At 68.7% G+C, this 22,762-nt stretch carries 14 protein-coding genes; 7 read left to right on the forward strand and 7 right to left on the reverse strand.

Annotated elements, in window-relative coordinates:
* Positions 1-138 precede the first annotated feature (138 nt).
* Together dapD and dapC are read right to left on the reverse strand one after the other, a co-directional pair.
* Complete coding sequence (dapD, locus tag KIH07_RS15910) at positions 139-972, reverse strand: 2,3,4,5-tetrahydropyridine-2,6-dicarboxylate N-succinyltransferase (protein ID WP_226492901.1); 834 nt, start codon at positions 970-972, stop codon at positions 139-141.
* A 51-nt stretch (positions 973-1,023) separates the two neighbouring features.
* Positions 1,024-2,247 (reverse strand): succinyldiaminopimelate transaminase, encoded by a 1,224-nt coding sequence (gene dapC / locus KIH07_RS15915; RefSeq protein ID WP_226492902.1) that lies wholly within the window; start codon positions 2,245-2,247, stop codon positions 1,024-1,026.
* Between the two features lie 161 nt (positions 2,248-2,408).
* Between dapC and smc the strand changes: the two genes are divergently transcribed.
* From smc to ligA, 3 genes are all read left to right on the forward strand, one after another.
* On the forward strand, positions 2,409-5,930 hold the full coding sequence (gene smc, locus KIH07_RS15920) for a chromosome segregation protein SMC (RefSeq protein ID WP_226492903.1): 3,522 nt from the start codon (positions 2,409-2,411) through the stop codon (positions 5,928-5,930).
* A 35-nt stretch (positions 5,931-5,965) separates the two neighbouring features.
* Entirely contained in the window at positions 5,966-7,156 is a 1,191-nt protein-coding gene (locus tag KIH07_RS15925; protein ID WP_226492904.1) for a cell division protein ZipA C-terminal FtsZ-binding domain-containing protein, read from the forward strand.
* A 115-nt stretch (positions 7,157-7,271) separates the two neighbouring features.
* On the forward strand, positions 7,272-9,377 hold the full coding sequence (gene ligA / locus KIH07_RS15930; protein WP_226492905.1) for an NAD-dependent DNA ligase LigA: 2,106 nt from the start codon (positions 7,272-7,274) through the stop codon (positions 9,375-9,377).
* A 112-nt stretch (positions 9,378-9,489) separates the two neighbouring features.
* Here ligA and KIH07_RS15935 read toward each other — a convergent pair whose 3' ends face one another.
* The 3 genes from KIH07_RS15935 to KIH07_RS15945 form a co-directional block, all read right to left on the reverse strand.
* Positions 9,490-10,458: an FHA domain-containing protein gene (locus KIH07_RS15935; protein ID WP_226492906.1), complete on the reverse strand. Its 969-nt coding sequence runs from the start codon at positions 10,456-10,458 to the stop codon at positions 9,490-9,492.
* Entirely contained in the window at positions 10,455-11,855 is a 1,401-nt protein-coding gene (locus KIH07_RS15940) for a S1 family peptidase (protein ID WP_226492907.1), read from the reverse strand. The genes KIH07_RS15935 and KIH07_RS15940 overlap by 4 nt, the downstream gene beginning before the upstream one ends.
* A 93-nt stretch (positions 11,856-11,948) precedes the next feature.
* Complete coding sequence (locus KIH07_RS15945; RefSeq protein ID WP_226492908.1) at positions 11,949-12,335, reverse strand: hypothetical protein; 387 nt, start codon at positions 12,333-12,335, stop codon at positions 11,949-11,951.
* A 118-nt stretch (positions 12,336-12,453) separates the two neighbouring features.
* Here KIH07_RS15945 and def point away from each other — a divergent pair, with 118 nt between their 5' ends.
* From def to KIH07_RS15965, 4 genes are all read left to right on the forward strand, one after another.
* On the forward strand, positions 12,454-12,990 hold the full coding sequence (def, locus tag KIH07_RS15950) for a peptide deformylase (protein ID WP_226492909.1): 537 nt from the start codon (positions 12,454-12,456) through the stop codon (positions 12,988-12,990).
* A gap of 123 nt (positions 12,991-13,113) precedes the next feature.
* Positions 13,114-14,535, forward strand: coding sequence for an efflux transporter outer membrane subunit (locus KIH07_RS15955; RefSeq protein WP_226492910.1), 1,422 nt, complete (start codon positions 13,114-13,116; stop codon positions 14,533-14,535).
* Positions 14,532-15,665: an efflux RND transporter periplasmic adaptor subunit gene (locus KIH07_RS15960; RefSeq protein WP_226492911.1), complete on the forward strand. Its 1,134-nt coding sequence runs from the start codon at positions 14,532-14,534 to the stop codon at positions 15,663-15,665. Before KIH07_RS15955 ends, KIH07_RS15960 begins: the two co-directional genes overlap by 4 nt.
* Before the next feature lie 10 nt (positions 15,666-15,675).
* Positions 15,676-18,843, forward strand: a complete 3,168-nt coding sequence (locus tag KIH07_RS15965; RefSeq protein ID WP_226492912.1) for an efflux RND transporter permease subunit — start codon at positions 15,676-15,678, stop codon at positions 18,841-18,843.
* 294 nt (positions 18,844-19,137) lie between these two features.
* Here the strand turns inward: KIH07_RS15965 and KIH07_RS15970 are convergent, their stop codons facing one another.
* A complete protein-coding gene (locus KIH07_RS15970) occupies positions 19,138-21,834 on the reverse strand; it encodes a [protein-PII] uridylyltransferase (protein ID WP_226494728.1) in 2,697 nt (898 codons plus the stop codon).
* 28 nt (positions 21,835-21,862) lie between these two features.
* On the reverse strand, positions 21,863-22,693 hold the full coding sequence (gene map / locus KIH07_RS15975) for a type I methionyl aminopeptidase (RefSeq protein WP_226492913.1): 831 nt from the start codon (positions 22,691-22,693) through the stop codon (positions 21,863-21,865).
* Between the last annotated feature and the right edge of the window lie 69 nt (positions 22,694-22,762).

The following is a 22,762-nucleotide window of genomic DNA, read 5'->3' on the forward strand; positions in this document are numbered from 1 at the left end:
GCCGTGTCCTTATCAGAAGAAAAAAAACAATACGTGACCGGAGTCCGTGCCTTCACCCAGAACACCGCGGAACTGGCTTTGCCAGGCCGCTGGTGTTGTCCCCCTGGGGAAGACGCGAAGCGGCGCAGGGGGAGTTCATCAATCCCGCAACAAGTCGTTCAGGCTGGTTTTGGAGCGCGTCTGGGCGTCCACCGTCTTCACGATGATCGCGGCATAGGTGCTGTAGTCCTGGCCGGCCTTGGTCTTCTTGGGCAGGTTGCCGCTGATGACCACGCTGCCTGCGGGCACGCGACCGTAGGTGATTTCGCCGGTTTCGCGGTTGAACACCGGGGTGCTCTGGCCGACATACACGCCCATGCCCAGCACGGAGTTTTCTTCGATCACCACGCCCTCGACCACTTCGGAGCGCGCCCCGATGAAGCAGTTGTCTTCGATGATGGTGGGGCCGGCCTGCAGCGGCTCCAGCACGCCGCCGATGCCCACGCCGCCGGAGAGGTGCACGTTCTTGCCGATCTGCGCGCACGAGCCGACGGTGGCCCAGGTGTCAACCATGGTGTTTTCGTCGACATAGGCGCCGATGTTCACGTAGCTGGGCATCAGGATCGCGCCCTTGGCGATGAAGCTGCCGCGGCGCGCCACGGCCGGCGGCACCACGCGCACGCCGGTGGCCTTCATCTCGGCTTCGCTCAGGTCGGCGAACTTGGTGGGCACCTTGTCGTAGAACGCCAGGTCGCCGCTGCGCATCAGCTCGTTGTCCTTGAGGCGGAACGACAGCAGCACGGCCTTCTTGATCCACTGGTGCACGGTCCACTGGCCCACGCCTTCGCGCGTGGCCACGCGCAGCGTGCCGGCGTTGAGTTCGCTGATCACGTGTTCCACGGCGTCCATCACCTCCTTGGGGGCGGAAGCGGGGGAGAGGTCGGCGCGGTTGTCCCAGGCGTTGTCGATCAGGGTTTGCAGTTGGAGGGTCATGGTGTCTCGGACGATGGGGGTGAACGGAGAGGAAACGAAGATAAGAAGGGGTCAGTCGTTGTGGAACACAAACGCCTTGATGCGCCCGGCGGCCTCCAGGCATTCGGCGGGTTCGGCCACCAGCGCCATGCGCACGCGGCCCCGGCCAGGGTTGACGCCCCCCGCCTCGCGGGCAAGGTAGCTGCCCGGCAAAACCGTGACATTGTATTGAGCCAGCAGCTCACGCGCGAAGGCCTCGTCGGCGCTCAGGCCGGGCACCCGGTCGACAAAAACCTCCGGAACGCCCGCCCAGAGGTAAAACGCCGCGTCGGGCAGGGCCACGTCGAGCACGGAGGCGAGCAGGGGCGTGACCTGGGCGAACTTCTCGCGGTACTGGCGGCGGTTGTCCACCACGTGCGCTTCATCGCCCCAGGCCACCCGGCTGGCGGCCTGCACGGCCGGGCTCATGGCGCCGCCGTGGTAGGTGCGGTAGAGCAGGAAGGGCTTGATCAGCGCCGCGTCGCCGGCCACGAAACCGCTGCGCAGGCCGGGCACGTTGCTGCGTTTGGACAGGCTGGTGAACATCATCAGGTTCTTGAAGTCGGTCCGCCCGAGCTTCATGGCCGCTTCCAGCCCGCCCAGGGGCGGCTCGTCGCGGAAATAGATCTCGCTGTAGCACTCGTCCGAGGCGATCACAAAGCCGTGGCGGTCGCTCAGCTCGAACAGCTTTTGCCACTCGTCCAGCGGCATCACGGCGCCGGTGGGGTTGCCGGGGGAACACACGAAGATCAGTTGCGTGCGGGCCCAGACCTCGTCCGGCACGCTGTCCCAGTCGACCGCGAAGTTGCGCGCCGGGTCGCTCGCCACGTAATACGGCTGGGCGCCGCCGAGCAGGGCCGCGCCCTCGTAGATCTGATAGAACGGGTTGGGAAACACCAGCGTCGCGCCGGGCTGTGTGGGGTCGATCACGGTCTGGGCAAACGAGAACAGCGCCTCGCGCGAGCCGTTGACCGTCAGCACCTGGGTGGCCGGGTCCACCGTGACACCGTAGCGCCGCTGCAACCAGCCCGCGCAGGCCTCGCGCAGGGACGGTTCGCCGGCGGTGGCGGGGTAACCGGTCAATCCGGTGTCAAGCGCGGCGGCCAGCGCGTCCTTGAGCATCTGGGGTGTGGCGTGCCTGGGTTCGCCGATGCCCAGGCTGATGGGCCGGTGGTCGGGGTTGGGTGTGACGCCCGCAAACAGCTGGCGCAGCCGTTCGAAAGGATAAGGCTGCAAGAGGGACAACTTGGGATTCATGGGGCCGATTATCCCGGGGGCGTGCGCAGCGGCCTCGGCGTGGGGTCGGGTGGCGGTCCAGGGGTGGGTGGACACGGTATCATGCGGCTTGCGATCCGGCCCCGGGTGTGGCCGGATTTTCGTTTCAAATCAAACAGTTAGCTTCCTGCGACCGAATTCCCGTGCGCCTCAATTCGATCAAGCTCTCCGGTTTCAAGTCGTTCGCCGAACCCACCAACTTCATGCTGCCGGGTCAATTGGTGGGCGTGGTGGGTCCCAACGGCTGCGGCAAGTCCAACATCATGGACGCGGTGCGCTGGGTGCTGGGCGAGTCCAAGGCCTCCGAGCTGCGTGGCGAGTCCATGCAGGACGTGATCTTCAACGGCACCAACAACCGCAAGCCGGCCAGCCGTTCCAGCGTGGAACTGGTGTTCGACAACAGCGACCACCGCGCCGGCGGCCAGTGGGGCCAGTTCACCGAAATCGCCGTCAAGCGCGTGCTCACCCGCGACGGCACCAGCAGCTACTACATCAACAACCAGCCGGTGCGCCGCCGCGACGTGCAGGACGTGTTCCTCGGCACCGGCCTGGGGCCGCGCGCCTACGCCATCATCGGCCAGGGCACCATCAGCCGCATCATCGAGAGCAAGCCCGAAGAGCTGCGGCTGTTCCTCGAAGAAGCCGCCGGGGTCTCCAAATACAAGGAGCGCCGCCGCGAGACCGCCAACCGGCTGGCCGACACGCGCGAAAACCTCACGCGGGTGGAAGACATCCTGCGCGAGCTCAACGCCAACCTGGACAAGCTGGAGAAACAGGCCGAGGTGGCCGCGCGCTACAACACGCTGCAGACCGGCGCCACGCTCAAGCAGCACCAGCTCTGGTTCCTCAAACGCAGCGAGGCCGAGGCCGATCAGGTCAAGGTGAAGAACGACGCCGCCCAGGCCCTGAACGATCTGGAGTCGCGCACCGCCGACCTGCGCCGCGTGGAAGCCGAGCTGGAGACCATCCGCCAGGCGCACTACGCCGCCGGCGACCAGGTGAACCAGGCGCAGGGCAAGCTCTACGAGGCCAGTGCCGAGGTCGGCAAGCTCGAAGCCGAGATCCGCTTCGTGGTCGAGGGCCGCACCCGCGTGGAACAGCGTCTGGTGCAATTGAAAGAACAGATGGCCTCGTGGTCCACGCGCAGCCAGGACGCCAGCGTTGAACTGGAGCAACTGGCCGAGGCCGTGGTCGAAGCCGAAGAAAAGTCGGTGGTGCTCGCCGCCCAGGGCGAGGAGCAGGCCGGGGCGCTGCCCGCGCTGGAAGACGGCCTGCGCCAGGCACAGAACCGCGCCAACGAGCAGCGCGGCAGCGTCACCCAGGTGCAGCAGCAGATCCAGGTGCTGGCGGCCGAACAGCGCAACGTGGAAGAGCAGAGCCGCCAGCTCAACCAGCGCCGCGAACGCCTGATGGCCGACCGCAACGCCCTGGCCGCGCCCGACGAGGCGCGCCTGCTCAGTGCGCAAAGCCAGTTGGCGGAGGCCCAGGAAGCGGCCGATGTGGCCGATGCCGTGCTGCACGAACTGCAGGACAGCGTGCCCCAGCTCGACGAAGTGCGTCGCGCCGCCCAGCAGGCGGTGAACCAGGAGTCGGCGAAACAGTCCGACCTGTCGGCCCGCATGGAAGCGCTCAAGGCGCTGCAGGACAAGGTCAAGACCGACGGCAAGCTCCAACCCTGGCTGGCCAAACACGGGCTCGACGGCCTGCAGGGCCTGTGGAGCCGCATCCACATCGAAACCGGCTGGGAAAACGCGCTCGAAGCCGCGCTGCGCGAGCGCCTGGGCGCGCTCGAAGTCTCACGGCTGGAGATGGTGCGTGCCTTCGCCAACGATGCGCCCCCGGCGAAACTCGCGTTCTACAGCCCGGTGTCCGCAGGGGTTGCCACGGGCAGTGCCAGCGGCCTCAAGCCCCTGGCCGACTGGCTGCGCCTGAACGACGCCGGGCAAAAGGCCCTGCTGGCCGACTGGCTGCAAGGCTGTCTGACCGCGGCGAATCTGGACGAGGCGATGGCGCAGCGCGCCCAGTTGCAGGCCGGCGAGGTGATCTACGTGCCCAGCGGCCACGCGGTCAGTGCCCACAGCGTGAGCTTCTACGCGCCCGACAGCGAGCAGGCCGGTCTGCTGGCCCGGGCGCAGGAGATCGAACACCTGGAGAAACAGCTGCGCGCCCAGGCCCTGATGGCCGAGCAGGCCCGCACGGACTTGGTGCGCGCGGAAGCGGCCTACACCGACGCCTCGCAGCGCCTGGTGAGCGCGCGCCGCGAAGGCGCCGAAACGCGGGGCAAGGCCCACGAGCTGCAGGTCGAGGCCCTGCGCCTGACCCAGTTGGCCGAGCAGACCCGTGCGCGCAGCGAACAGATCGCCGCCGACCTCGCCGAGGTGGACGCCCAGCTCGATGAGCTGCAGGAGCGCCGGGTCACCGCCGAAGCCCGCTTCGAAGAACTGGACATGCAGCTCGCCGACAGCCAGGAGCGCCATGCCCAGCTCGACGACAAGGTGATCGACGCCGAACGTGCGCTGAACGCCGCCCGCGAGCAGCAGCGCTCGCTGGAGCGCAGCGCGCAGGAAGCCACCTTCGCCCTGCGCAGCCTGCAGGCGCGCCAGGGCGAGCTGCAGCGCTCGCTGGAAACCGCGGCCTCGCAGGAAAAGGCGCTGGTCGACGAAGAACAGCGCGCCACCGACGAGCTGGCCCGGCTGAGCGCCGCCGCCGCCGAGGCCGGGCTGCAGAACGTGCTGGCCGTGAAGCTCGAGCGCGAGCAGACCCTGGGCGCCCTGCGCAGCCAGTACGACGACCTCACGATGAAGCTGCGCGCCAGCGACGAGCGCCGCCTGCAACTGGAGCGCGAACTCGATCCGCTGCGCAACCGCATCACCGAGTTCCAGCTCAAGGAGCAGGCCGCGCGCCTGGGCGTGGAGCAGTACAGCCAGCAGCTCGAAGAGGCCCAGGCCGACCTGGCCGCGGTGGCGCAGAGCATCACCGAGGGCAACGTGCGGCTCGCGGGTCTGCAGGGCGAGATCGACCGCATGCACCGAGAGATCCAGGCGCTGGGTGCGGTCAACCTCGCCGCGCTGGACGAGCTTACCGCCGCGCGAGAGCGCAAGACCTTCCTCGACGCGCAGTCGGCCGACCTGAACGACGCAATGAACACGCTGGAAGACGCGATCAAGAAGATCGACGCCGAGACCCGCGACCTGCTGGGCAGCACCTTCAACACCGTCAACGAGCACTTCGGCCGCATGTTCCCCGAGCTCTTCGGCGGCGGCAACGCCCGTCTGGTGATGACCGGCGAGGAAATCCTGGACGCGGGCGTGCAGGTGCTGGCACAGCCGCCCGGCAAGAAGAACCAGACCATCCACCTGCTCTCGGGCGGCGAAAAGGCGCTCACCGCCATCGCGCTGGTGTTCGCCATCTTCCAGCTCAACCCGGCGCCGTTCTGTCTGCTCGACGAGGTGGACGCGCCGCTGGACGACGCCAACACCGAGCGCTACGCCCGGCTGGTGACCAGCATGAGCAAGCAGGGCACCCAGTTCCTGTTCATCAGCCACAACAAGATCGCCATGGAAATGGCCGAGCAGCTGATCGGTGTGACCATGCAGGAGCAGGGCGTTTCGCGTATCGTCGCGGTGGACATGGAGTCCGCCGCCGGCATGCTCGAACCCTCCTGAGCACCCAACCCCCATCTCCCACTTCTCCTCGCACCATGAGCACACTGCAACTCAGTCTGGCCATCATCGGAGGGCTCGTGCTGGCGGGCGTGGTGGCCTACAACGCCTGGGTCACCAGCAAGAGCGCGCCCCGCACGGCGCGCGAGCGCGGGCCGCAGGACGCCGCACCCGGCGCCTACGAGGGCGGCACGCAAGCCGGGCGCTTCGACGACACCACCCCGGCGGCGCTCGCCGAGCGGCCCCAGACCGGGCCGGGGCTGGACATCGCGCAGCGCATCGAACCCGTGCTCGACGATGGCCCCGCACCGGACACCGCCAGCGACGCACCGCCCCAGGAGGACCGCCACCCGGGGCCGCCGGTGGTGCCCGTGACCCTCAACAACGTGGTCCACGTGCCCGAGAAAAAGCCCGCGCTCGACGCCCTGATCGACGTCATCACGCCGATGCTGCTCGAAGGCGAGGTCTCGGGCGACGCCTTGCTGGCGGCCCTGCCGGGCACACGCCGCGTGGGCAGCAAGCCGTTCGCGGTGGAAGGGCAGAGCGAGAGCTCCGGCGAATGGGAAAGCCCGCGCCCGGGCCAGCGCTACCGCGCACTGCAGGCCGGGGTGCAGCTGGCCAACCGCGCCGGCGCGCTCAACGACATCGAGTTCTCCGAGTTCGTCGTCAAGGCCCAGGCCTTCGCCGACGCCGTGGGCGCCACACCCGATTTCCCGGACATGCGGGCCGAGGTGGCCCGCGCGCGCGAACTCGACGCCTTCGCCAGCGGACACGACGCCCAGCTCGGTTTCGTGCTGCGCGCGCGCCGCGCCGCCTGGAGCCCGGGCTATGTGGCGCAGAACGCGGCCCGGCTGGGCTTTGTGGCCGGCGCCTTGCCCGGGCGCATGGTGCTGGCGGGCAGCCAGAACGGGCAGGCCCCGGTCCTGAGCCTGGTGTTCGACCCGCAGGCCGCCATGGCCGAAGACCCCGAACAAAGCGCGCTGCGCGAGATCGCGCTGTCGCTGGAAGTGACGCACGTGCCGCGCAGCGAACAACCGTTCGTGCGCATGCGCCAGGCCGCCGCCGCGCTGGCCGAAGCCATGGATGGTGTGGTCACCGACGACGCCGGCCAACCGCTGTCCACCGACACCATGGACCGCATCGGGGCCGACCTGGAAAGCCTGTACGACGCGCTCGACAGCCGCGATCTGTCGGCGGGTTCACCACAGGCGCGACGGCTGTTTAGTTGACCCCCCCCGCCACGCTTCGCGTGACCCCCCAAGGGGCGATGCTGGCGGCCCGGCGAAGCCGGTTCCGCGGCATCCTCGGTTGACTTCCCCTCATTCGCTGTGTGATCTTGTCTGCATGAGCACTTCTGATCTTTTTTCCTCTGAGCCCGCTCCGGCCGAACGCGCGGCCGAGCTGCGCGCGCTGTTGAACCGCCACGCCCACCTGTACTACACGCTGGACGCGCCGGAGATTCCGGATGCGGAGTACGACCGTCTGTTCCGAGAATTGCAGGCGCTCGAAGCCGCGCACCCGGAGCTGTTGACGCCGGATTCGCCGACGCAGCGGGTGGGGGGCTCCGTGCTCGATGCCTTCACGCCGGTGCGCCATGCAGTGCCCATGTTGTCGATCAACACCGAGACCGACACCGAGCCGACCGGTGCGCGCAGTTTCGACACCCGCGTGCGCCGTGCGCTGGGACTGACCGAGGCCGATCCGCCGGTGGACTACGTGGCCGAGCTCAAGTTCGACGGCCTGGCCATGAGCCTGCGCTATGAAAACGGCGTGCTGGTGCAGGCCGCCACGCGCGGTGACGGCGAGGTGGGCGAGGACGTGACGAACAACATCCGCACCATCGACCAGATTCCCCTGCGCCTGCCGGCCGACGCCCCGCCGCTGCTGGAGGTGCGTGGTGAGGTCTACATGCGCCGCGACGATTTTGATGCGCTCAACGAGAAGCAGCGCGCGAAGATCGCCGCCGGTGCCAAAGGCGAAAAGACTTTTGTGAACCCGCGCAACGCCGCCGCCGGCGCGGTGCGCCAGCTGGACTCGGGCATTGCCGCCCAGCGTCCGCTGAGCTTCTTCGCCTACGGCCTGGGCCAGACCACGCCGCCGGAGCAGGGTGGCCCGGCGTTTGACACCCACTTCGCGCTGCTCATGCAGCTCAAGGCCTGGGGCTTTCCGGTGGCCGAGCAGACCGCCATCGCCACGGGGGCCGACGAGCTGGTCGCTTTTCACCAGCGCATCGGCGCCAGCCGCGACCAGTTGCCCTACGACATCGACGGTGTGGTCTACAAGGTCAACGCGCTGGCGCTGCAGCGCCGGCTCGGTTTCGTCACGCGCGAGCCGCGCTGGGCGGTGGCGCACAAATACCCGGCGCAGGAACAGCTCACCACCGTGCTGGCCATCGACGTGCAGGTGGGCCGCACCGGCAAGCTCACGCCGGTGGCCAAGCTCGCGCCGGTGTTCGTGGGCAACGTGACGGTGACCAACGCCACCCTGCACAACGAAGACGAAGCACGCCGCAAGGACGTGCGCGTGGGCGACACGGTGATCGTGCGCCGCGCGGGCGACGTGATCCCCGAGGTGGTGGCCGTGCTGCCCGAGAAGCGGCCCGAGGGCGCGGAGGTGTTCACCATGCCGCAGGTCTGCCCGGTCTGTGGCAGTGCGGCGGTGCGCGAGGAGGGCGAGGTGGACACCCGCTGCACCGGCGGCCTGTTCTGTGCCGCCCAGCGCAAGGAAGCCATCCTGCACTACGCCCACCGCCGCGCGGTCGAGATCGAGGGCCTGGGCGACAAGCTGGTGGAGCAACTGGTGGACTCGGGCGTGGTCAAGACCTTGCCCGACCTCTACCGCCTGGGCTTCACCGCGCTGGCCGGCCTGGAGCGCATGGCCGACAAGTCGGCGCGGAACATCGTGGCCGCGCTGGAGAAGTCCAAGCACACCACGCTGCCGCGTTTCCTGTTCGGCCTGGGCATTCGCCACGTGGGCGAGGCCACGGCGAAAGACCTGGCGCGGCACTTCGGCCAGATCGACCGCATCATGGACGCCACGGTGGAGCAACTGCTGGAAGTGAACGACGTGGGGCCGGTGGTGGCGCAAAGCATCCACACCTTCTTTGAGCAGCCGCACAACCGCGAGGTGGTGGAGCAGTTGCGGGCCTGTGGCGTCACCTGGGAAGAGGGCGAGCCCGCCGCACAGGCTCCCAAACCGCTGGCGGGCAAGACCTTCGTGCTCACCGGCACCTTCCCCACGCTCAGCCGCGACGCGGCCAAGGACCTGCTGGAAGCCGCCGGCGCCAAGGTGGCGGGCTCGGTCAGCAAGAAGACCGACTACGTGGTGGCCGGCGCCGAGGCCGGCAGCAAGCTGGACAAGGCGCGCGATCTCGGCGTGGCGGTGCTCGACGAGGCCGCCATGCTGGCTTTGCTGGCCCCAGGCGCGGACGCCTCAACCGGCGGTAAGTGAGAGCGATGCAGCCCAGGGGCACCGCCGGGCCGGCTTTGCCGGACGGCCAGTGCCGTCCCCCTCCCGCCGAAGGCGAGAGAGGGGGGTGACGCGAAGCGGCGCGGGGGGTGTTTCACTCCTCGTCTCCCGACCACCATTCATCCTCATCAGCCGGCGCGCTGCGCGCCGCGTCCACGCGCTGTTGCAGCGCGGCCGAGCGCTCGCTGAAATCACCCACCGGCACGGGCCGGGCCAGGCGCCAGCGCGGGTGGGCGATTTTTCCCATGGTCTGGATGTCGGTCAGCCGCTGCTGCGAAATCCAGGTCTGGCCCAGCGGCACCAGGAAGGCCCCCACCGTGACCACCAGCACGCCCCAGCGGGTGGTGGGCCAGTGCCGAGGGTCGGCCAGGCGCAGGTGCTGGCGCACCACCAGCGCCACCACCACGATCAGCACGTAGGGCGCGATCTGCAGCGGCCACAGCCAGCCGGTGGAAAAGGCCAGCGACTCCAGCCCCGCGTGGATGGCCTCCGCGCACAGGTAGCCACAGCAGGCGATCAGCAGGTGGGAAAAGAAGCGGTCCACGCCGCCGATGAGCCGGCCAAACAGCGCGTAGGCGGCGCTCCAGATGCCAAACACCGCGGCGATGCTGCTCAGCATGTAGAGGTAGGGCGGCGATTTGTCGTTCAGATCGGAGAGCCAGACCTCCCAGGCGCTGTAGCCCAGCACCGCCGACAAGGCAAGCAGGGCCCAAGGCCACACGGTGCGTGAGGACAGCGGTTTTTCGGGCGCCAGGGGCCAGTCGCTGGAGCGCACCCGCAGCAGGCTCTGCCCGACGCGCAGCGGCTGGTCGGTGGTGACGGAGATGGCCTCAGTGGCGGGCCTGCCCGGGTGCCGTGCGATGCCGTTGACGCTGCCCAGGTCTTCCAGCACGGCGCTGCCGTCGGCCTGGAGCCGCAGGCACGCGTGGTGCGCCGCGCAGTGCGCGTCGTCCAGGATCAGGTCGTTGTCCAGCGCGCGGCCGATCCGCAGGGCATCGCCAGGCACCGCCACCCGGGCCAGCACCGAACCGTCGCGGTGCACGTGTTCGACAAACCAGGTCATTGCAGGCGCTCCAGGAACATGCGGCCCAGGCGCTGGGCGTTGTCGAACGAAAAACCGCGCAGGTCGATGTGGCTGCTCAGCCGCTCCCGGGCGTCGTCCACCTGGGTGGCCTGCACGCTGTAGTCGTACACGCCTTCGAACTTGCGGTAGGCCCGCGCGCAGATGGCCACGCGGTACACGTGGCTGGCCGTCTGCACGTAGTCGTCCTGGCATTCGGCCCGTGTGAGCTCGCCCGTGCCCTGGCCGACGCCGCGCCAACCGGGGTTGCCGTGGGCACCCAGGGCGATGAACTGGGGGGTGGCCAGCCGGTCGTTGCGCAGCAGGGTGTGGCCGATGCTCAGGCTGCCGGTGTGCAGGTTGCCTCGCACGAACAGCTCGGACTGCAGGTCGCAGTCCAGGCGATCGCGCTGGTAGCGCAGGCGCTCGCCGTCCATGCCACTGGCCCAGCACTTGGTGAGGTTGCCGTCCAGCGTGGGCACCGGGCGGCCGCTGAGCACCTGGCTGGAGAAACCCGCCTGCGCCCCGGCGCCGCTGGCACCGGCGCTGGGGTCGAGCAGCTTGCCGGCCACGAAGCGCTGGTGGGCCAGCAGTTGGCGGGCGATCTCGCTGCGCCATTCCGTGCGCGCGCCGCCGCCGCCGCGCCAGGCGGTCTGCAGCAGCTCGAGCGCATAGCGCTTGGGCACGAGAAAGCTCAGCTGTTCACCGTCGCGGCGGGTGGCCACGTTGACGCCCACCACCTGGCCGTTGTCGTCGATGGCCGGGCCGCCGCTCATGCCCGAATTGAGCGCGCCCGAAAACAGCATCTGTTCGTAGATCCGGGACTCCACCGAGCCGTTGTAGATGCCCTCGGAGATCAGGAACCCGAGCTCCAGCGGGTTGCCGAGGGAAAACACCTTGCTGCCCTGCACCAGCGGGGCATCGCGCAGCGTGAGCACCTGCCAGGCGGTGGCGGTGTTGCTGGCCTCGGGTTCGGTGCGCAGCACCGCCAGGTCGTGCACCACGTCCAGGGCCACCAGCCGGGCCCTGGCCACGCGCTGGTTGCTGCCGCGCAGCTCGATGCGGTACTTCTGCGGGTCGATCGCGAGCGCCGACACCACGTGGTAGTTGGTCACCACCCAGGCGCCCTCGGCGCCGTCGTCGCGCACCAGAAACCCGGAACCGAGCGAAGACTGCTCACCCGCGCTGGCCAGCAGCACCCGCACCTGCACGATGCCGTCCTTGGAGCGGGAAAACAGCGCACGCGCCGACGACGAGGGTTCGGGGATGGAAGGCTGTGCCGCCGAGGGGGCATCGGCGGCGGTGTCGGCCGGCGGCTTGTCCTGGGCCAGGGCGGCCGGTGTGCTCAAGGCGAGCCCGATGGCAAGACAGGCGGACGCAAACGGTGAAAGAAGGGACATGGAGGCGTGCTGTAACAAGCGGTGGGCCAGTCTAAAGCAGGGCCACTTCGCCTCTGTCTGCGGCACGCCACACCGGGTGTGGCTCGGAAGGCCTTATTTGAATTTGTAGTGGTCGCGGTTGAGCACCGCGGCCACGGCGGTCACGTCTTCCGGAAACATCTGCAGGTTCATCGTGGTGTTGCACTGCTCGACCATGCCGCGCAGCAGCCCGGCGGTGTTGATCCGGCCCCGGGGTTTGTAGATGCCGCTGCCGTCCCCGCCGATCTTGCTGGCGTGGCATTGCGCACAGCGGTGTTCGGCGATGAGCTTTTCGCCCAGCGCGAGGTCGGCACCCTTGAAGATCTCGGCGCCTTGCGCACGGGCCTGGGCGCTCCACAGCGCCAGGCCTGCGGCCAGCAGGAAACCGGTGGCGAGCGCCCCGAGCCCAAGCCTGGACGGTGCGGCCGGTGCCAAGGGGGGCGCAGAACGGGGTGAATGCATGGAAAATCCTCCTGAAACGCCCCGGGCACACCGTGTCCGGTCAGCGAAAGTCAATGTACCGCGCCCCCGCCAGACACCCTACGGGGTAAACCTTGAACCGCCACCCCATTTCCGCACCATGACCGTTCAAACCATCCTGAAAATGGGCGATCCGCGCCTGCTGCGCGTGGCGCGTCCCGTGACCACGTTCGACACCCCCGAGCTGCACCAGCTGGTGGCCGATCTGCTCGACACCATGGCGGCCGCCAACGGCGCGGGCCTGGCCGCGCCACAGATCGGCGTCGACCTGCAGGTGGTGATCTTCGGCAGCGGCGCGCCCAACCCGCGCTACCCGGACGCGGCGCCCGTGCCGCGCACGGTGCTGGTCAACCCGGTGATCACCCCGCTGGGCGACGAGGAGGAAGAGGACTGGGAGGGCTGTCTGTCGGTGCCCGGCCTGCGCGGGGTGGTGCCGCGCTGGCGGCGCATCCGCTACCAGGGTTGTGACATCATCGGCCACCCGATCGACCGCGAAGCCGCCGATTTTCATGCGCGGGTGGTTCAACACGAATGCGACCACCTGTTGGGCAAGCTCTATCCCATGCGCATGCGCGATTTCAGCCGGTTCGGGTTCAACGACGTGCTGTTTCCGGGGCTCGCGCCCGAGGACGACTGAAGGCGCGCGGGAACCAATACCCGATACGACAACAGGGGCGTAACACCTGGTCACGCCCGTGACGCAAAAACAGCCGAGAGTCAAGCGCCCAAAAAGCAATCCAACGGGGGAGTTCCGAGTTTGATGAAGAGAACATTTGCCGTGGTGGCACTGGCCGCCGTGCTGGCCGCCTGCAGCACCACCACACCGCCCACCGAACCAGCGGTGGCCTTGCCCGAAGCCTGGTACGCGCCACCGCTGGCGCACCAGGGCAGCGGCCAGAACCTGGCGCAGTGGTGGAACCAGTTCGATGACCCGGTGTTGACCGGTTTCATCCAGAGCGCCCAGACCCTGAGCCCCAGCATCGCCGCTGCGCGGGCGCAGGTGTTTGCCGCGCGCGCCAGTCTGGCGGGCGTGCAGAGCGCGGCCGGCCCCCAGGTCTCCGTGCTGGCCAACGCCTCGCGCGGCGAGACCCCGGGCCAGCAGCCCCTGGGCAACAGCCTGAGCGCGGGCGCCCAGATGTCGTGGGCGCTGGACGTGTGGGGCGGCCAGGCGGCCAGTGCCCAGCGCGCCCGGGCCCAACAGGATGCGGCCAACGCGGGCTGGCACGAGGCGCGCGTGCTGGTGGCGTCCGAGGTGGCCCAGCTCTATTTCGCCCACCGCCTGTGCCTGGCGCAGCTCGCCGTGGCCAGCAGCGACCGCGACTCGCGCGCCGCGACGGCCAATGCCAATGCGCAGAGCGAGCGCGCCGGACTCACCGCGCCCGCCGTGGCCGCCCTGGCGCGCGCCAGCGGCGCCGACGCCGCCAGCCGCACCGAGCAGCAGGCCGAGCAGTGCGAGCGGCAGCTCAAGTCGTTGGTGGCGCTCACCGGCCTGGCCGAACCCGAGCTGCGCGCCCAGCTGGCCGCCGCGCCCGGCCTGCCGGCCAGTCCCCGGCTTGAGGCCATGCTGGCCGTGAGCGCCGTGCCGGCGGAGGTGATCCGCCAGCGCCCCGACGTCTACCGCGCGCAGCGCGACCTGGTGGCCGCCAGCGAGGGTGTGGGCGTGGCCCGCGCGGCGCTGCTGCCCAGCCTGAGCCTTTCGGGCAACGTGCTGCGCAACCGGTTTTCCAGCGGAGGCATCACCACCTCCTTCAACAGCTGGTCGGTCGGGCCGCTCACGCTGAGCCTGCCGGTGATCGGGCGTGCCGGTCTGCGCGCGAGCGCGGACGCCGCCGTGGCCCAGTACGACGCCGCCGGTGCGGCCTACGCCGGCACGCTGCGGCGCGCGGTGGCCGAGGTGGAGCAGGCGCTGGTGAGCCTGGCCAGCCTGCGACAGCGGGTGGACGCCACCCAGACCGCCGTGGAGGGCTATACCCGCTCGTTCAACGCCACCGAGGCGCGTTACCGCGTGGGCCTGGCCAACCTCAACGAGCTCGAAGAGGCCCGCCGCCTCAAGCTCAACGCCGACAGCAGCGCCGTGACGCTGCAGCAGGAACGCATCAACGCCTGGATCAGTCTGTATGTCGCCCTGGGCGGCGGCTTTGATCCGCTGGACACCCTCAACGCATCCAAAGAGCCGTCATGAATCCCGCAACGCTGCACACCCCATCCCCCCGCAGACGCTGGCTCTGGCTGGCCATCGCCCTGGCGGCCCTGTTGCTGCTGGTCCTTGCCGTGTTCCTGCGCCAGCCCGCGCAATCGGCCGAGGCAACCCTGCCGGCCGACGAGGTCGGACCCAAGCCGTCCATGACGGTCACGGTGGCCCGGCCCTCCAGCGAGAGCCTGGCCCTGACCCTGCAGGCCAACGGCAACATCAGCGCCTGGCAAGAGGCCAGCGTGGGTGCCGAGGTCAACGGCTTGCGGCTGTCGTTGGTGAACGTCAACGTCGGCGACGTGGTGCGCAAGGGCCAGGTGCTGGCGGTGTTTGCCAACGAGACCACCCACGCCGAGAGCCTGCAGAGCCGGGCCAGCCTGATGCAGGCCGAGGCCAGCTATGAAAACGCCAAGGCCGATGCCGAGCGGGCGCGTTCGATCCAGGACACCGGCGCCTTGTCGGCCTCGCAGATCGCGCAGTACCTGACCCAGGAAAAGGTGGCCCATGCCCAGTGGGAAGCGGCCAAGGCCGCCCTGGGTGCGACCCAGGTGCGCCTGGGCAATACGCGGGTGCTGGCGCCGGACGACGGCATCATTTCCGCGCGCGGCGCCACCGTGGGCGCGGTGGTGGGCGCCGGGCAGGAGCTGTTTCGCCTGGTGCGCCAGGGGCGCATGGAGTGGCGTGGCGAGGTCACGCCCAGCGAGGTGGGCCGCATCCAGGTGGGGCAGAAAGTCCGGGTGACTGCCGCCACCGGGGTGGAGATCGCCGGCACGGTGCGCGCCATCGCCCCCACGGCCGACCCGCAGACCCGCAACATCCTGGTGTTCGTGGACCTGCCCCGGCACGGCGACCTCAAGGCTGGCACCTTCGCCAAGGGCAGCTTCGCGCTGGGCGAGAGCGCCGCGCTCACCGTGCCCACGCAGTCCATCGTGGTGCGCGACGGCACCACCTTCGTGTTCGTGATCGACGCGCAGAACAAGGCGGGTCAGCGCAAGGTGACGACCGGACGGCGGATCGGCGAGCGCGTGGAGGTGCTCACCGGGCTCAAGGCCGACGAGACCGTGGCGGTGCAGGGCGCGGGTTTCCTGAACGAAGCCGATTTGGTCAAAGTCGTCCAGTGAAGGTCCGGTCATGAACGTTTCCGCCTGGTCCATCAGAAATCCGATTCCCGCGGCGATGCTGTTCGTCATGCTCACGCTCGCCGGGCTGTTCTCGTTCCAGTCGATGAAGGTGCAGAACTTCCCCGATCTGGACGTGCCCAACATCACCATCGTGGCCAGCCTGCCCGGTGCCGCGCCAACGCAGCTCGAAAACGACGTGGCGCGCAAGATCGAAAACAGCCTGGCCGCGCTGCAGGGGCTCAAGCACATCTACACCAAGGTGCAGGACGGCACGGTCTCCATCACGGCCGAATTCCGCATCGAAAAGAGCACCCAGGAGGCGCTGGACGACGTGCGCTCGGCCGTGGCCAAGATCCGGGGCGACCTGCCCACCGATCTGCGCGAACCCATCATCAACAAGCTCGAACTCGCCAGCGGCGCGGTGCTGGCCTACACCGTCAGCTCCGACAAGATGGACGACGAGGCCATCTCCTGGTTCGTGGAAAACGACATTGCCAAGCTGCTGCTGTCGGTGCGTGGCGTGGGGGCGATCAACCGCGTGGGCGGCGTCAACCGCGAGGTGCAGATCCTGCTCGACCCGCTCAAACTGCAGGCGCTGGGCGCCACGGCGGCCGACATCTCGCGCCAGCTCGCCAAGGTGCAGATCGAGAGTGCCGGTGGCCGTGCCGACGTGGGGGGCAGCCAGCAGCCGCTGCGCACGCTCTCCATGCTGACCTCGGCCGAAGAGCTGTCGCGGCTGGAGCTCTCGCTCCCGGACGGGCGCAGCATCCGCCTGGACCAGATCGCCGAGGTGAAGGACACCGTGGCCGAACCCACGGCCGCGGCCTTCCTCGACGGCAAGCCGGTGGTGGGTTTCGAGGTGGCGCGCAGCCGTGGCGCCAGCGAGGTCGAGGTGGGCCACGGCGTGCGCGCCAAGCTCAAGGAGCTGCAGGCCAGCCGCCCCGACCTGAAGATCACCGAGTCGTTCGACTTCGTGACCCCGGTGGAAGAGGAATTCAACGGCTCCATGCTGCTGCTGTACGAGGGTGCCATCCTCGCGGTGCTGGTGGTCTGGCTGTTCCTGCGCGACTTCCGAGCCACCGTGGTCTCGGCCGTGGCGCTGCCGCTGTCGGCCATTCCCGCCTTCATCGGCATGCACTACATGGGCTTCACCATCAACGTGGTGACGCTGCTGGCCATGTCGCTGGTGATCGGCATCCTGGTGGACGACGCCATCGTCGAGGTGGAGAACATCGTGCGCCACATGCGCATGGGCAAGTCGCCCTACCAGGCGGCCATGGAGGCGGCCGACGAAATCGGCCTGGCCGTGATCGCCACCACCTTCACCCTGATCGCGGTGTTCCTGCCCACCGCTTTCATGTCGGGCATTCCGGGCAAGTTCTTCAAGCAGTTCGGCTGGACCGCCTCGTTCGCGGTGTTTGCCTCGCTGGTGGTGGCGCGTGCGCTCACGCCCATGATGGCGGCCTACCTGCTCAAGCCGGTGGTGCTGGCCAAGGACCGGCCCGCCTGGGCGCGCCGCAACCGCGTGCTGGGCGCCATCTGGGGCTGGATGACCAACCAGAGCGAGCCGGCCTGGCTGCACACCTACGGCACCTGGGCGGCCTGGTGCATCCGCCACCGCTGGATCACCATGGCGGCCGCCGGCGCGTTCTTCGTGGGTTCGCTGATGCTGATCCCGCTGCTGCCACAGGGCTTCATCCCCGCCGACGACAACTCGCAGACGCAGGTCTACCTGGAGCTGCCGCCGGGCGCCACGCTCAAGCAGACCGTGGCCACGGCCGAGCGCGCGCGCCAGTTGGTGAGCGCGGTGTCCCACGTCAAGTCGGTCTACACCACCATCGGCTCGGGCTCGGCGGGCAGCGATCCGTTCGCGCCGCAAGGCGCGCAGGAGTCGCGCAAGGCGGCGCTCACGATCCAGCTCGATCCGCGCGGCACACGCCCGCGCAAGCAGGTGATCGAAAACCAGATCCGGGCGGCCATGTCCAACCTGCCGGGCGTGCGCAGCAAGGTGGGGCTGGGTGGTTCGGGTGAAAAATACATCCTCACCCTGACCGGCAACGACGCCAGCGCGCTGGGCACGGCGGCCATGGCGATCGAGCGCGACTTGCGCACCATCCCGGGCGTGGGCAGCATCCAGTCCACCGCGGCGCTGGTGCGCACCGAAATCAGCGTCGCGCCCGATCTGGCCCGCGCCGCCGAGATGGGCGTGACCAGCAGCGCCATCGCCGAGACCCTGCGCATCGCCACCGTGGGCGACTACGACAGCGCCTTGCCCAAGATGAACCTGCCGCAGCGCCAGGTGCCCATCGTGGTCAAGCTCGACGCCGCCGCGCGCGAGAACCTGGAGGTGCTGGGGCGTCTGGCGGTGCCGGGCAGCCGCGGGCCGGTGATGCTGGGGCAGGTGGCCACGCTGTCGTTTGGCGGGGGCCCGGCGGTGATCGATCGCTACGACCGCTCGCGCAACATCAATTTCGAGGTCGAGCTGGCCGGCATTGCGCTGGGCGACATGAAGACCGCGGTGAACAAGCTGCCCAGCATCAACAACCTGCCCGCGGGCGTGTCGGTGCTGGAGATCGGCGACGCCGAGGTGCAGGGTGAGCTGTTCGCCAGCTTCGGCCTGGCGATGTTGACCGGCGTGCTGTGCATCTACATCGTGTTGGTGCTGTTGTTCAAAGCCTTCCTGCACCCGGTCACCATCCTGGCGGCGCTGCCGCTGTCGCTGGGTGGCGCTTTCGTGGCGCTGCTGCTGACCAACAAGGCGTTTTCCATGCCTTCGCTGATCGGTCTGATCATGCTGATGGGGGTGGCCACGAAAAACTCCATCCTGCTGGTGGAGTACGCGATCGAGGCGCGGCGCGAGCACGGCATGGACCGGGTGCACGCCATCCTGGACGCCTGCCACAAACGCGCCCGCCCGATCGTCATGACCACCATCGCCATGGGCGCGGGCATGCTGCCGATCGCGGTGGGTTGGGGCGCGGCCGACGCCAGTTTCCGCTCGCCGATGGCGGTGGCCGTGATCGGCGGCCTGATCACCTCGACCTTCCTGAGCCTGCTGGTGATTCCGGCGGTGTTCACCATGGTGGACGACGTGGCCAACTTCTTTGGGCGGCTGTTCTTCGGTCGTAGACCGGCGCACGTGGAGGTGCCGCCAAGGGTGGAGCCTGCGAGTGCCTGATACCTTGCTGGGCTGCTGGTTGGCGGGATCAGGAAGACTGCAGGCTCAGCTCCGCTCATGTCCCCCGGAACGGCTGCGCCGTTCCTCCTCCTTTACTTCGCTGCGCTGAACCTGCAGCCTTCCTGATCCTGCGGGCTTGGTGGGTCCGCCGTGCGCCAATCACCTTGCCAAGCCGATGAGGCTGGGTGGGCGACGCAGCGAAGTAAAGGAGGAGACGCGGGCGAAGCCTGCGTCGGGGGACATGAGCGGAGTCGACCGCCCAGCCTCATCGGCTCGCCCAGGTGTTGCCGGGCTTCACCCCTCCAAAGTCTCCAGCAACTCCGTCTCGATCTCGATCTGGCGCTTGTTCACCTGCAGCTGCGGGCCGCTGATGAGGAAGGTGTCTTCCACGCGCTCGCCCAGCGTGGTGATCTTGGCCAGTTGCACGCTGATGCCGTTTTTCGCCAGCACGCGCGAGATGCAGTAGAGCAGGCCGGCGCGGTCGCTGGCCGACACGCTGAGCAGCCAGCGCTGGGCCTTTTCGTCGGGCCGCAGGTCCACCCGCGGCGTCACCGGGAAGCTCTTGACCCGGCGCGACAGCCGGCCCTTGTTCGGCGTGGGCAGCGGGCCGCGCTGGTCGATGGTCTGGGCCAGGTTGTTTTCCACCATGGCCGTGAGTTCTCGGTAGTGATCCGACAAGGTGGGCGCCACCACCTGGAAGGTGTCGAGCGCATGGCCGTTGTGGGTGGTGTGGATGCGCGCGTCCAGGATGCTGAAGCCCGAGGCGTCGAAATAGCCGCAGATGCGGGCAAACAGGTCGCTCTGGTCGGGCGCGTACACCAGCACCTGCAGACCTTCCCCTTCGGGCGACAGCCGGGCGCGCACGATGCAGTTTTCCGTGGCGGCGGCGGTCTCGGTTCCCGGGGCCTCGGCCGGGCGCTGCGCCGCGGCGCGCGCGTGTTGTGTGGCCAGTTGCGACGGCGTCTGGGCCGCGTTGAGCGCGAGCTGGCGCGTCAGCACCCGGGTGTGCCAGGCGATTTCGTCGGCCTGGTGGCGCATGAAATAGCTCACGTCCAGCGTGTCCCACAGCGCCTTGTGCGCCAGGTGGGGCAGGGCGTGCAGCGCCAGCATGGACAGGGCCTCGCGCTTGCGCGCCTCGATCACGGCGCCGGGGTCGGGCGCGCGGCCACCGAGCGCGCGCAGGGTGTAGCGGTACAGGTCTTCCAGCAGCTTGCCCTTCCAGGCGTTCCACACCTTGGGGCTGGTGCCGCGGATGTCGGCCACGGTCAGCAGATAGAGCGCGGTCAGGTAGCGCTCGTTGCCCACCCGCTGGGCGAAGGCGTTGATGACGTCGGGGTCGCTCAGGTCTTCCTTCTGCGCCATGCGGCTCATGGTCAGGTGCTCGGCCACCAGGAACTCGATCAGCTTCGCGTCTTCGCGGTCCAGCCGGTGCTGGCGGCAGAAGGTGCGCACGTCGCGCGAGCCGAGTTCGGAGTGGTCGCCGCCGCGGCCCTTGGCGATGTCGTGGAACAGGGCCGCGATGTAGAAGATCCAGGGCTTGTCCCAGCCGGCGGCCAGTTGCGAGCAGAACGGGTACTCGTGCGAGTGCTCGGCGATGAAGAAGCGGCGCACATTGCGCAGCACCATCAGGATGTGCTGGTCCACGGTGTAGACGTGGAACAGGTCGTGCTGCATCTGGCCCACGATGTTGCGGAACACCCAGAGGTAGCGCCCCAGCACCGAGGTCTGGTTCATCAGCCGCATGGCGTGGGTGATGCCTTCGGGCTCCTGCAGGATGCGCAGGAACAGCGCCCGGTTGACCGGGTCGGCGCGAAACTGCGCGTTCATGACCGGGCGGGCGTTGTAGAGCGCGCGCAGCGTGCGCGCCGACAGGCCCTTGATGCCGACCGTGGTCTGGTAGATGTGGAAGGTCTCCAGGATCGCGTGCGGCTGCTGCACGTACAGGTTGTCGCTGGCGACCTCCAGCATGCCGGCCTTGTCGAAGAAGCGCTCGTTGATCGGACGCAGGCGGTCCACGCCGATGTCGTCGCTGTTGAGGCGCTCCTCGATGTTGAGCAGCAGAATCTGGTTGAGCTGGGTCACCGCCTTGGCGGCCCAGTAATAGCGCTTCATCAGCTCTTCGCTGGCACGCCGCGCGCCACGCACGGCGGGCGCCTGGGCCTTGTAGCCGAACGACTCGGCCACCACGTTCTGCAGGTCGAACACCAGGCGGTCCTCGCGCCGGTTCGACAACAGGTGCAAGCGCGCGCGGATCAGGCTCAGCAAGGCCTCGTTCGACTTGATCTGGCGCGCTTCGAGCGGCGTGGCCAGGCCCCGGCGCGCGAGCTCGTCCCAGCTGCGGCCCAGACCGGCGGCCTTGGCCACCCAGAGCACGATCTGCAGGTCGCGCAGGCCACCGGGCGACTCCTTGCAGTTGGGCTCCAGGGAATAGGGCGTGTTCTCGAACTTGTTGTGGCGCTGGCGCATCTCCAGCGTCTTGGCCACGAAGAAGGCCTTGGGGTCCATGGCCTCGTTGAGCTGGTTGACCAGCGCCGCGAACTGGGCCTTGCCGCCGCGGATCAACCGGCATTCCAGCAGCGAGGTCTGCACCGTCACGTCTTTCGACGCCTCGGCCACGCAATCGGCCGTGGTGCGCACACTGGAGCCGATCTCCAGACCCACGTCCCAGCAGGCGCCGATGAAGGTCTCCAGCCGGGTCTTGAGAGCGCTGTCCTCATCGGGCTGGGCGCCGTCGGGCAGCAGCACCAGCACGTCCACGTCGGACGACGGAAACAGTTCGCCACGGCCGTAGCCACCCACGGCGATGAGCGAAAAACCCGGGCCAAAGCCGGCGCGCGCCCAGAGTTCCCGCAGGGTCTGGTCGGTCAGGCGCGAGAGCTTTTGCAGCGCGCTGCGCACGCCACGGGTGGACGACCCCTGCACGCCCAGCTGGGCCAGCAGAGCGGCTTTGTCGCGGCGGTACTGCAGCCGCAGTTCACTGAGATCGCCCATGGCGGTGGCGTGTTGGCCCTTCACGGGCTTACGCGGCAAGGCCGTTGGCCGGGGTCACGAAGGCCGGCGCTGCGGGACTGCCCGCCGACAGCGTGAGCACTTCGTAGCCGGTTTCGGTGACCAGGATGGTGTGTTCCCACTGGGCCGACAGCGAACGGTCCTTGGTGACGATGGTCCAGCCGTCGCCCATTTCCTTGATGTCGCGCTTGCCCGCATTGATCATGGGTTCGATGGTGAAGGTCATGCCGGGTTTGAGCTCTTCGAGCGTGCCCGGGCGGCCGTAGTGCAGCACCTGCGGTTCCTCGTGGAAGCGCCGCCCGATGCCGTGGCCGCAGAACTCGCGCACCACCGAATACCCATTGCCTTCGGCAAAGACCTGGATCGCGTGGCCGATGTCGCCCAGGTGCAGGCCGGGTCTGACCATGACGATGCCCTTCCACATGGCCTCGTAGGTCACGCGGCACAGGCGCCGGGCCTGGATGCTGCAGGCGGCCTCGCCGCCGATCATGTACATGCGGCTGTTGTCGCCGTACCAGCCTTCGGGCGTGATCACGGTCACGTCCACGTTCAGGATGTCGCCCTTCTTGAGCGGCTTCTCGTTGGGGATGCCATGGCACACCACGTGGTTGATCGAGGTGCAGAGATGGCCGGGGTAGGGTGGGTAGCCGCTGGGCTGGTAGCCGATGGTGGCGGAGACCGTGCCCTGCTGTTTCATGTACTCGGCCGCCAGTCGGTCGATCTCCAGCGTGGTCACCCCCGGCTGGATCAGCGGCGTGAGGTGGTCCAGCACTTCGGAGGCCAGCTTGCAGGCCACACGCATGCCCGCAATGCCGGCTTCGTCTTTGTAGGTGATGCTCATGGGAGGCGATTATCCTGCGGACCGCAACGCCTTGAAACGACAGGGGAATCGGGCGCGGAGCCCCGGGTA

The sequence above is a fragment of the Hydrogenophaga taeniospiralis genome, from assembly GCF_020510445.1.
In the GTDB taxonomy this organism is placed as follows: domain Bacteria; phylum Pseudomonadota; class Gammaproteobacteria; order Burkholderiales; family Burkholderiaceae_C; genus Hydrogenophaga.